Origin of the sequence: Nitratireductor sp. PBL-C9 (assembly GCF_050877045.1) — a bacterium.
GTDB lineage: Bacteria > Pseudomonadota > Alphaproteobacteria > Rhizobiales > Rhizobiaceae > Nitratireductor > Nitratireductor aquimarinus.
This window is the reverse complement of sequence record NZ_JBPAXW010000002.1, coordinates 160,149-170,166: the sequence shown is the minus strand read 5'-3', so window position 1 is coordinate 170,166 and position 10,018 is coordinate 160,149. Positions and strand designations below refer to the sequence as shown.

Below are 10,018 nucleotides of genomic sequence, written 5' to 3'. Positions count from 1 at the left end.
CATTCCCTGGAAGATCGGCCCGGCTGTCAAGACGAAAAGGAGACGGCTACCGGCAATCTCTCACCGAAATCCGTCACGTAACTGTGACTTTTGACAGTGGCTTTCCATCTGCGCGGAAGCGGCGTCGCCTGTTTCCGCGCAGAACGTGTTCGGTCAGTGGAGACTGACGGTCTCCAGATCGTTCTGCATCGCGCCTGCGAGCGCTGTGTCGCGGGCGTCTGCCAGTAAGATGGGCTGACCGTCTGCGCCGAAAAGCGCCCAGAGCCGTGTGCCCGGCTTCAGGTCAGGCATGCCGGGAAACTTGCCCTGCAGGTCTTCGGCATCCATCTCGCGCATATAGGCCACTGCACCCTCGCCGATGTGGGCAAGCTGCTGCTGGGTAATGGCGATCTTGCTTTCATGTTCGGTCATCGAAGCCTCCTTAACGCAGGCGTTTCCCCTGGAAACCAACCCGCTGAAGAGCCCAAGGTTCCGGGACGGGTCAGCCCGCCCGGTTTCCTCCCGAATAAGACCAGTATGTCAGTCTTTCACGGAAATGTTTATTTTTTGTACCAGCCGTTCCGGCTCGGGTCGGTCCAGGTCTATGGACAGGAGGCCGTTCTTGAGATCGGCGTTCAGCACCCGCATGCCTTCCGCCAGCACGAACATGCGCTGAAACTGGCGCGCGGCAATGCCGCGATGGAGGTACTCACGCTCGCCTTCTTCGGTCTGTCGGCCGCGAATGATGAGCTGGTTTTCTTCCGTTGTGACGTCCAGATCATCCGCACCGAAGCCCGCTACGGCCAGTGTTATGCGGAGTCTCACGCCCTGCCCGCCTTCGGCGCGGATGCGCTCGATATTGTAGGGCGGGTAGCCATCGCCCGATTTCGCAATGCGCTCGAGCGTTTTTTCCATGCTGTCGAACCCTAAAAGGAGCGGATTCGAGAAAGGCGTCATACGCGTCATTTATTACAGTCCTCAAAGAGCGACGTGGATAGAAGAAAACCCGAATGGCATTTTCTCCGTTGCAACTGATATGGTCGCTCAAACCCTGCGTTTCAAGCATTTTGGAGCAACTGCATGACGGCGGCGCGCAAGATTATTATCGACACGGATCCCGGTCAGGACGACGCTCTTGCCCTGTTACTGGCGCTGGCCAGCCCCGAGCTGGACGTGCTGGGCATCACCGCCGTGGCCGGCAATGTGCCGCTGGCGCTGACGGAGAAGAACGCGCGCAAGATCTGCGAACTGGCAGGAAAGCCCGGGACGAAGGTTTTCGCCGGCGCGATCCGCCCGCTGGTGCGCGATCTGGTGACAGCGGAGCATGTGCATGGCCGCACCGGCCTTGACGGTCCCGATCTGCCGGAACCCGAAATGCCGCTTCAGGATGGCCATGCGGTCGATTTCATCATCGACACGCTGATGGCCCATGGCGAAGGCGAGATCACGCTCTGCCCGCTTGGCCCCCTCACCAACATCGCGCTGGCGCTGAACCGTGAACCGCGGATCGCCACGCGCATCCGCGAGATCGTGCTGATGGGCGGCGGGTTCTTCGAGGGCGGCAATGTCACCCCCACGGCAGAGTTCAACATCTATGTGGACCCGCATGCGGCCGATGTGGTGCTGCGCTCGGGCGTGCCGGTCGTGATGATGCCGCTCGACGTGACCCACAAGGCGCTGACCACGCGCGCCCGCATCGCGGCCATTCGCGCACTCGACACGAAGGTCGGCGCGGCATGCGCCGACCTTCTGGAATTCTTCGAGCGCTTCGATGAAGAGAAATACGGCACCGATGGCGGGCCGCTGCACGACCCCTGCGTCATCGCCTATCTTCTGAAGCCCGAACTCTTCACGGGGCGCAGCTGCAATGTCACCGTGGAGACCGGCTCCGAACTGACCATGGGCATGACGGTGATCGACTGGTGGCGGGTGACGGACCGCCCGGAGAACGCGCTCGTGATGCGCGACATCGACGATGACGGCTTCTTCACGCTCCTGACGGAGCGGCTTGCGGGGCTTTAGGTCGGGTTGCAGTCAGGTGAAAACACCTGACTGCTGAACGCTCAGGCGAGCGCCGCGTCCACATCCTTGCGCAGCGGAATGGCAGGCTGCGCGCCGGGTTTCAGGCAGGCAAGCGCGCCTGCCGCCGCTGCCTGACGCAATGCGGCTTCCAGTTTCAGCCCCTCGGCCAGCCCTGCCGCCAGATAGCCGCAGAACGTGTCGCCGGCTCCAACCGTGTCGACAGGCGTGATCTTCATCGACGGGCAGGTGACGAAACCGTCCGGCGTTGCAGCCCATGCGCCTTCACCGCCCAGCGTCACGATGACGATGCGGCCGGTCTTTGCCACGAACGCTTCCATGCGCGCGCGCCGGTCTGCGCCTTCAAGTCCCAGCGCATCGGCGTAGAGGTCGAACTCGGTCTCATTGGCGACCACGTAATCCGCATCGGCAAGCAGCGACGCCGCCTCGGGCCGGTAGGGCGCGGTGTTGAGCACCGAAATGGCCTCGGCCCTGCGCGCTTCCTCGATGGAGGCCGCAACGGTCTCGATCGGGATTTCAAGCTGCAGAAGCACATGGTCACCGGCGGCCAGTGCGGCCTGCGCCACATGGCCGGGCAGAACATCGGCATTGGCGCCCGGAACGACGGCGATGGTGTTCTCGCCTTCCCGGTCAACGAGGATATGGGCCGTGCCGGTGGCGCTTTCGGCCCTGTGCACGGCGGAGAGATCGACGCCCGCCGTCTCCAGAAGCTCCAGCGCCTCGCCGGCGAAAGGATCATTGCCCACCGCACCGACGATGCGGGTGCGCGCTCCGGCCCGCCGTGCGGCCAGCGCCTGGTTCGCTCCCTTGCCGCCCGGCGCAGTGACGAATGTGTCGCCGGGCACCGTTTCGCCGGGCTTCGGCAGCCGATGCACCGTGGCGATCAGGTCGAGGTTGATGGAACCGATAATGACGATCAAGACTGTCTCCCGCGCTTATTCGCGCCGGAAAGTAGAGCATCGGGCCGAAAAGTGGAATCCGGTTTTTCGGTTGTTCCGATGCGCACTCAAGAGACGTCTTTGCGGGGTCAGGCCGGCTGGCTGTCCTGCGAGAGCTGCCCCGCTTCCCAGCCAAGGATGGCGCGCTTGCGCGTGAGGCCCCAGTGATAGCCCGTGAGCGCACCCGACTTGCCGACGGCGCGATGGCACGGCACCACGAAGGAAACCGGGTTGGCGCCAACCGCTGCGCCAACCGCGCGCGAGGCGCTGGGCTTGCCGATGGTGCCGGCAATGTCGGAATAGGCGCAGGCGCGACCCATCGGAATCTTGAGAAGCGCGTCCCAGACCCGCACCTGAAAATCGGTTCCGATCAGCACCACGCGCAGCGGCTCGTCGGCACGCCAGCGCGACGGCTCGAACACGCGCGCCGCATAGGGCGCGGTGGCGGCCATGTCTTCCACATAATCGGCATTGGGCCAACGCGAGGCCATGTCCTCGAACGCCGCACGCTCCTCGCCCGCATCGCAGAAGGCAAGGCCCGCGAGGCCGCGTTCCGTGACCATGATCAGGGCCTGACCGAAGGGCGAAATGTGAAACCCGTAGCGCATGGTGAGCCCTGCCCCGCGCGCCTTGTATTCGCCGGGTGAAATCGCCTCATGGGTCACGAACAGATCGTGCAGACGGCCCGGCCCCGACATGCCCAGTTCAAGGGCTGCATCAAGCAGCGGCATGCCGGAATCGAGAAGCCGCCGCGCGTGATCCAGCGTCACCGCCTGCAGGAACGCCTTGGGCGATAGCCCCGCCCAGCGCGTGAAGAGTTTTTGCAGGCCGGTCGGCGTGTCGCCCACCTCCTGCGCGATTTCCTCCAGCGAGGGCTGGTCGCGATAATCGAGGCTGATCTTTTCGATGACCCGGCGCACGATCTCGTAATCGCTGCCCTCCGGGGTTACATCGCGTTGCAAAAGCGCGGTCTGCATGTTCATGGCGTCCATTCCCGGCGCTGGCCGCTGTCGCGCCGCGCCTCGTCAAATCTCCATCGAAGCCGACAATGACGGTTTCAGCGCATCCGCACCACCCGTTTCCTGCAAAGCTCAGCGCCCCTTCGCGGTGGCCAGCGCCTGCCCGAATGCGGTCGCGAAGCTTTCACGGTCGTCGGGGTTCAGAAAGCTGCCCAGTTCGACCCGCTCGCCACGCATTTCCACCGCCATGTCGGTGATGCCGATCTCGTCGTGACGGTCGATGCGGAACCGCGTCCAGAACGGGTTGAAATGATGCTCCTCCGCCTTGCCGGAGGGCGGCACTTTGCGAATGTCGAGACTGGTGCGCGACAGGCGCACTTCCTCGCGCACCCGCGCGGCGCGGTAGTTCACCCGAAACGCCACATAGATGGCCAGAATGTCGAGCCCGAAAAAGCCGAACACCGGCCATGCGCCGATCCGCAGGAAGACCGCGCCGATGGTCAGCCACACAAGCAGGAGAAGGCCCATAAGAACGGCAAACCCGCGCCCGCTCAGCGAGCGATAAGGCGTGAGCAACGCCTGAAAAACAGGTGCGTCTGCGGTGTTTGTTTCAGCCATGATCCCGATTATAGAAGGCACATGGAAAAGCCCAAGAAGAAAATTGCAGCACCCCGCAAGCCGAGCCGCACCCGTCGCCGCAGGACCGTTTACACGCCAGAGGAGATCCACGAGATCTTCCGCCGTTTCTCGGTGCAGCGCCCGGAGCCGAAGGGCGAGCTGGAGCATGTCAACGCCTTCACGCTTCTGGTGGCGGTGGTCCTGTCGGCACAGGCAACCGACGCCGGCGTGAACAAGGCGACGCGCGATCTCTTCAAGGTGGCCGACACGCCGGAGAAAATGCTGGCGCTCGGCGAGGAACAGGTGGGCGAATACATCCGCACCATCGGCCTGTGGCGCAACAAGGCGAAGAACGTCATCGCGCTGAGCGAGGCGCTGATCCGCGATCACGGGTCACAGGTGCCCGACAATCGCGAGGCGCTGGTCACCCTGCCGGGCGTCGGGCGCAAGACGGCCAATGTGGTTCTCAACATGTCGTTCGGGCAGCCCACCATGGCCGTCGACACGCATATCCTGCGCATCGGCAACCGGATCGGGCTTGCGCCGGGCAAGACGCCCGAGCAGATCGAAGACACGCTGGTGAAGATCATTCCGGCGGAGTTCATGCGCCACGCCCATCACTGGCTGATCCTGCACGGGCGCTATGTCTGCAAGGCGCGCAAGCCCGACTGCGTGGCCTGCGTGATCGCCGATATCTGCAAGTCGGCGGAGAAGACGAACGAAATCCCCGCCCCGCTGGTGGAGCTGGCTCCGCAGGCCTGATCCAGCAATTCCAGAAGAAGCGGAAGCGCTCTAGCCGCGCAACTCCACCCCGCGCGCGGTTCTTGCCGCGTCTTCCTGCGAAATCAGCTTGTGCAGGTGCACCATCATGGCGGCCGCAAACAGCGGCGTCAGCAGGTTGAGGATCGGCACGGCCAGGAAGCCCGCGATCACCAGACCGGCAAGGAAGATGGTGCCCGCATGGCGGCGGCGCAGCGCCTTTGCATCCGCCTCGCTGCGGAAGCGCATGGCGGCGAATTCGAAGAATTCACGCCCCAGCAGATAGCCGTTGACGAGGAAGAAGGCGAGAATGTTCACGCCCGGCACCAGAAGCAGCAGGAGCGCGATGATGTTGCCGAGAATGACGACGCCGAAAAACTTGATGGATGTGGCTATGGCCGCGCCAAGCGGCAGCGCCTTGCCGGGCGGGTCCTGCGGATAGTCTTCCTTCTCCACCACCTCGGCCACATCGTCGAGGAAGAGACCGGCGATCACGGCGGTCACCGGCGCGATGAGAAGCGCAAGCCCGGCCGCAAGACCGAGCCCCGCCGCAATCGCCGCGACGAAGCTCAGCCAGCCCAGCCATGAAGGCATATCCGGGAAGAACGCATCGAACCACGGCAGCGCGAAATACTCGAACAGTTCCTTTGTGCCGAGCCACACGCCGACAAGCACGAGAAGCGTCAGACCGAGCGTCTTGAAGAACACGCTGCGGAACTCACGGGAGAAAAGACGGCTTATGGCGGCGCGCGCCGCATCAAGGATCATACGGGTAAAGGGCCTTTCACGGTGTGTCTGCCGCTTCGAGATAGGGTGCGCTCAAGGCCGGTGCAAGGCGCACGGTTCGCACCGATGGCTTGCAAATCCCGGTCAAACCGCTAAACCGCCCGGAGATTTGAGCCAACAACGCTTCCCTTGCATATCTGGAGATCTGAACTTGAGCGAATATGACGTGCTGTGCATCGGCAACGCCATTGTCGACATTATCGCCCGTTGCGACGAAGCGTTTCTGGAAGACAACAACATCATCCGCGGCGCGATGAACCTCATCGATGTCGACCGCGCCACCCTGCTCTATGACCGCATGGGACAGGCCATCGAGGCTTCCGGCGGCAGCGCCGGCAACACGGCGGCCGGCATTGCGGGCTTCGGCGGCAAGGCTGCCTATTTCGGCAAGGTCTCCGACGATGCACTCGGCAAGATCTTCGCGCACGACATTCGCGCGCTGGGCGTCGCCTTTGACACCAAGCCGCTCGACGGGCATCCGCCGACAGCCCGCTCCATGATCTTCGTCACCCCGGATGGCGAGCGTTCCATGAACACCTATCTGGGCGCCTGCGTGGAGCTTGGCCCGGAAGACGTGGAAGAGAAAAAGGCCAGCGGCTCCAAGGTCACCTATTTCGAGGGCTATCTGTGGGACCCGCCGCGCGCCAAGGAAGCGATCCGCATGACCGCCGACGCGGCCCATGCCGCAGGCCGTGAAGTGGCCATGTCGCTGTCCGACCCGTTCTGCGTCGACCGCTACCGCGACGAGTTTCTGGAACTGATGCGTTCAGGCCGCGTGAACATCGTTTTCGCCAATGAGCACGAGCTTCTGTCGCTTTACCAGACCGCGTCCTTCGACAGTGCACTGGAAGAAATCCGCAGAGACACTAGCATGGCGATCGTGACCCGCTCCGAGAAGGGCTCGATCATCGTCACCAGGGATGAGACGATCCCGGTCGACGCCATTGCCATCGACGAGCTGGTGGATACCACCGGCGCAGGCGATCTCTATGCGGCAGGCTTTCTCTACGGCTACACGAACGGGCGCAGCCTCGCCGATTGCGGCCGGCTGGGCTCATTCGCCGCCGGTCTGGTCATCCAGCAGTATGGCCCGCGCCCGCAGAAAGACCTGCGCTACGAGGCCGAACAGGCTGGCCTGATCTAGGGGCACTACTCTAGCTCTTCCGGCGGACGGCCCGGCCGCGAACGATAGCGCGGGATCGTCCAGCCGAATTTGAGTGCACCGCCGCGCACCAGAAAAGCGGCGGTGACGGCGATCAGGGCCGCCACAGCGCCCTGCATACCTGCCAGATCGGCCACGGTGAACACGCTGGCTCCGACCAGCGCGGCAGAGACATAGACTTCCGGACGCATGAGAACCGACGGTTCGCCCGCCAGCACATCGCGCAGCACGCCGCCGAATGTTGCGGTGAGCATGCCCGTCACCACCGCCACGATGGCCGAACCGGACGCTTCAAGCCCCTTGGCCGCGCCCAGCACCGAATAGGCGGCAAGGCCGGCGGCATCGAGCCACAGAAGCAGCCGATAGCGATATTCCACCAGCGGCGCGCCAAAGAAGACGAGCAGCGCCACGACGGCGCAGACGACGATGTAGATGTGGTTTTCGACCCAGAAGACCGGAACGCCCAGAACGAGATCGCGCAGCGTGCCGCCGCCTGTGCCCGTCACACCGGCCAGGAACATGAACCCGATAAGGTCGAGTTCCTTGCGTGAGGCCGCAAGCGCGCCTGTGGCGGCAAACACCGCAACACCCGCATAATCAAGAAGCTGAATAGGATCCATCTGGCCCTCCCCGGCACTCTGGATAGCCGAAGGGCGGATGAATAGGAAGCAAGCCCCGCTACAAAGCGGTTTTTGCGCCCGGAAAGAGGTGCAGGAGAGGTCTGTCGCCGCGGGCGCGCGATGCCCCGCGGCGATGAACAAATCACGCCTTACGCGTCGCGTTCGGCCTGCGGATTGGGCGGACCGGGCTCTGCCGAAGCATTCTCGCCATTCTGTACCGCGCCGGCCTTCGGGCCGCCCTTGGCGACGCCGACCATGGCCGGGCGCAGAACGCGCTCGCCGATCACGAAGCCCTGCTGCACCACCTGAACGACGGTGTTTTCAGGGGTTGTCGGGTCCGGCACCTCGAACATTGCCTGATGGAAATGCGGGTCGAAACGCTCACCCTTCGGGTCGAGCTGCTTCACGCCATGGCGCTCCAGAGTGGAGAGCATGGAGCGCTCCGTCATCTCGACGCCTTCCATCAGCGAGGCAAGTCCGCTCTCGGCAGCCGCACGGGCTTCCGCCGGCACCGCTTCGAGCGCACGGCGCAGATTGTCGGAAACCGTCAGCATGTCGCGGGCGAAGCCGGCGATCGAATAGCTGCGCGCTTCGGCGACGTCGCGTGCGGTGCGCTTGCGCAGGTTTTCCATTTCGGCCGCGAGGCGAAGGGCACGTTCCTTCAGCTCCTCGTTTTCCCTGGCCAGCCGCACCAGGACGTCTTCTTCCGAAACCGCCTCGCCGCCGGCGTGCGCTTCGGACGCCTTCAGGTCCTGCTCCTCGGCCGTTCCGGGTCTGGTTGCTTCGTTGTCCTTAGCCTGATTGGTCATGACAGTCCGTCTATGGTTCTAGAATTGTTCGGATATTGCGTCCGATATCGAGGTTCGTGCGGGCAAAATCAAGGGGTGGGCTGATGCATTCGCGTACTGGCTTCCGGTGTGACTTAATCCGCTAGCGCAGAAGGCGCCCCACGATCTGGGCCGTATAGTCGACCATCGGCACGATGCGGGCATAGTTGAGCCGCGTGGGGCCGATGACGCCCAGCGCGCCAATCACGCGCGATTCCTGATCGCGATAGGGCGCAACCACAAGCGACGAGCCGGAAAGCGAGAAGAGCCGGTTCTCCGAACCGATGAAGATGCGCACGCCCGACCCTTCCTCGGCCATGTCGAGAAGCTGGATGAGACCTTCCTTGGTCTCCAGATCTTCGAACAGCCGGCGCAGAAGCTCCAGATCGGCCTCCGCCGTCAGGTTTTCCAGAAGATTTGCCCGGCCACGCACGATCAGCCGCGCCGGCTGGCCGCTTTCGGTCCCCGCCCACACGGCGAGCCCCTGCTCCACCAGCTCCTGCGAGAGCGTGTCGAGCGCGGCGCGTGTTTCTTCCTGCAGGCGCGACAGCTCGGTCCGCGTTTCGGCGAGCGTGCGGCCACGGATATGCGCATTGAGGAAGTTGGACGCCTCATGCAACTGCGAGATGGTGACGCCTTCCGGCAGATCGATGACGCGGTTTTCCACGTCGCCATTCTGCGAGACGAGCACGGCAAGCCCCTTGCGCGGCTCAAGCTGCACGAATTCGATGTGCTTGAGCGCTGCTTCCGACTTTGTGGCGAGCACCAGTCCCGCACCGCGCGAAAGGCCGGACAGAAGCTGGCTCGCCTCCGTCAGCATGTGATCGAGCGAATGACCGCTGCTCGACGCCTTGACCTGCGTTTCGATGATGCGGCGCTCATTGTCCGACAGGTCGCCGATTTCCATGAAGGCGTCGACGAAGAAGCGTAACCCCTGCTGCGTGGGCATGCGGCCGGCAGAAACATGCGGCGCGTAAATGAGGCCCAGATGCTCCAGGTCGCTCATCACGTTGCGGATGGTGGCCGGCGAAAGCTGCGTGGAGAGGATGCGCGAAAGGCTGCGCGAACCCAGCGGGTCGCCGTCTCTCAGGTAGGATTCCACGATGACGCGGAAAATCTCGCGGGAGCGGGAATCCAGCGATTGCAGTGCGTGTTCGTGAAAATCTCTGTCCAAGACTGGTTTCGTCATTCGCGGCCTCTGATATGTCGAATATAAGCGGCATCCCATGGATGACAACAGTCATGAAGGTGCGCGCACAGCTGGATTTCCAGTCGTTTCCGGATTTCCTTTGCGTTGACGCACCCGCGAAGCTACAAGCCGCCAACACCA

General features: G+C 63.5%; 12 protein-coding genes. 3 read left to right on the top strand and 9 right to left on the bottom strand.

Annotated features, from left to right (window positions below):
* Positions 1-153: 153 nt before the first annotated feature.
* Both ACRTG1_RS04770 and ACRTG1_RS04765 read right to left on the bottom strand, forming a co-directional pair.
* The gene (locus ACRTG1_RS04770; RefSeq protein ID WP_113153930.1) at positions 154-411 is read right to left on the bottom strand and encodes a DUF1150 family protein; all 258 of its coding nucleotides are present in this window, start codon (positions 409-411) and stop codon (positions 154-156) included.
* A 108-nt stretch (positions 412-519) separates the two neighbouring features.
* A complete protein-coding gene (locus ACRTG1_RS04765) occupies positions 520-945 on the bottom strand; it encodes an Hsp20 family protein (RefSeq protein ID WP_113153929.1) in 426 nt (141 codons plus the stop codon).
* Between the two features lie 114 nt (positions 946-1,059).
* Here ACRTG1_RS04765 and ACRTG1_RS04760 point away from each other — a divergent pair, with 114 nt between their 5' ends.
* Positions 1,060-2,001, top strand: coding sequence for a nucleoside hydrolase (locus tag ACRTG1_RS04760; protein WP_432515824.1), 942 nt, complete (start codon positions 1,060-1,062; stop codon positions 1,999-2,001).
* A gap of 41 nt (positions 2,002-2,042) precedes the next feature.
* Here the strand turns inward: ACRTG1_RS04760 and ACRTG1_RS04755 are convergent, their stop codons facing one another.
* The 3 genes from ACRTG1_RS04755 to ACRTG1_RS04745 form a co-directional block, all read right to left on the bottom strand.
* Complete coding sequence (locus ACRTG1_RS04755) at positions 2,043-2,939, bottom strand: ribokinase (protein WP_113153927.1); 897 nt, start codon at positions 2,937-2,939, stop codon at positions 2,043-2,045.
* Between the two features lie 107 nt (positions 2,940-3,046).
* Complete coding sequence (locus tag ACRTG1_RS04750; protein ID WP_206544445.1) at positions 3,047-3,940, bottom strand: methylated-DNA--[protein]-cysteine S-methyltransferase; 894 nt, start codon at positions 3,938-3,940, stop codon at positions 3,047-3,049.
* A gap of 108 nt (positions 3,941-4,048) precedes the next feature.
* Positions 4,049-4,534 (bottom strand): DUF2244 domain-containing protein, encoded by a 486-nt coding sequence (locus tag ACRTG1_RS04745; protein WP_206544444.1) that lies wholly within the window; start codon positions 4,532-4,534, stop codon positions 4,049-4,051.
* 21 nt (positions 4,535-4,555) lie between these two features.
* Between ACRTG1_RS04745 and nth the strand changes: the two genes are divergently transcribed.
* Positions 4,556-5,296 carry an endonuclease III gene (gene nth, locus ACRTG1_RS04740; protein WP_432515823.1) on the top strand — a complete coding sequence of 247 codons (741 nt, stop codon included), beginning with the start codon at positions 4,556-4,558 and terminating at the stop codon, positions 5,294-5,296.
* 30 nt (positions 5,297-5,326) lie between these two features.
* Here the strand turns inward: nth and ACRTG1_RS04735 are convergent, their stop codons facing one another.
* Positions 5,327-6,061, bottom strand: coding sequence for a sulfate transporter family protein (locus ACRTG1_RS04735; RefSeq protein ID WP_206548725.1), 735 nt, complete (start codon positions 6,059-6,061; stop codon positions 5,327-5,329).
* Between the two features lie 169 nt (positions 6,062-6,230).
* Between ACRTG1_RS04735 and ACRTG1_RS04730 the strand changes: the two genes are divergently transcribed.
* Complete coding sequence (locus ACRTG1_RS04730) at positions 6,231-7,223, top strand: adenosine kinase (protein WP_206544441.1); 993 nt, start codon at positions 6,231-6,233, stop codon at positions 7,221-7,223.
* Between the two features lie 5 nt (positions 7,224-7,228).
* On the opposite strand, the gene ACRTG1_RS04725 is transcribed toward ACRTG1_RS04730, so the two are convergent.
* From ACRTG1_RS04725 to hrcA, 3 genes are all read right to left on the bottom strand, one after another.
* Positions 7,229-7,861, bottom strand: coding sequence for a trimeric intracellular cation channel family protein (locus ACRTG1_RS04725; RefSeq protein WP_317088977.1), 633 nt, complete (start codon positions 7,859-7,861; stop codon positions 7,229-7,231).
* A 149-nt stretch (positions 7,862-8,010) separates the two neighbouring features.
* Positions 8,011-8,670 (bottom strand): nucleotide exchange factor GrpE, encoded by a 660-nt coding sequence (gene grpE, locus ACRTG1_RS04720; protein WP_206544440.1) that lies wholly within the window; start codon positions 8,668-8,670, stop codon positions 8,011-8,013.
* A 121-nt stretch (positions 8,671-8,791) separates the two neighbouring features.
* Positions 8,792-9,877 carry a heat-inducible transcriptional repressor HrcA gene (gene hrcA / locus ACRTG1_RS04715; RefSeq protein WP_113153920.1) on the bottom strand — a complete coding sequence of 362 codons (1,086 nt, stop codon included), beginning with the start codon at positions 9,875-9,877 and terminating at the stop codon, positions 8,792-8,794.
* Positions 9,878-10,018: the final 141 nt, after the last annotated feature.

Coding starts and splice junctions, on each gene's coding strand:
- ACRTG1_RS04770 (WP_113153930.1), bottom strand. CDS start 411: ATGACCGAACATGAAAGCAAGATCGCCATTACCCAGCAGCAGCTTGCC.
- ACRTG1_RS04760 (WP_432515824.1), top strand. CDS start 1,060: ATGACGGCGGCGCGCAAGATTATTATCGACACGGATCCCGGTCAGGAC.
- ACRTG1_RS04735 (WP_206548725.1), bottom strand. CDS start 6,061: ATGATCCTTGATGCGGCGCGCGCCGCCATAAGCCGTCTTTTCTCCCGT.
- grpE (WP_206544440.1), bottom strand. CDS start 8,670: ATGACCAATCAGGCTAAGGACAACGAAGCAACCAGACCCGGAACGGCC.
- ACRTG1_RS04750 (WP_206544445.1), bottom strand. CDS start 3,940: ATGAACATGCAGACCGCGCTTTTGCAACGCGATGTAACCCCGGAGGGC.
- nth (WP_432515823.1), top strand. CDS start 4,556: ATGGAAAAGCCCAAGAAGAAAATTGCAGCACCCCGCAAGCCGAGCCGC.
- hrcA (WP_113153920.1), bottom strand. CDS start 9,877: ATGACGAAACCAGTCTTGGACAGAGATTTTCACGAACACGCACTGCAA.
- ACRTG1_RS04745 (WP_206544444.1), bottom strand. CDS start 4,534: ATGGCTGAAACAAACACCGCAGACGCACCTGTTTTTCAGGCGTTGCTC.
- ACRTG1_RS04725 (WP_317088977.1), bottom strand. CDS start 7,861: ATGGATCCTATTCAGCTTCTTGATTATGCGGGTGTTGCGGTGTTTGCC.
- ACRTG1_RS04765 (WP_113153929.1), bottom strand. CDS start 945: ATGACGCGTATGACGCCTTTCTCGAATCCGCTCCTTTTAGGGTTCGAC.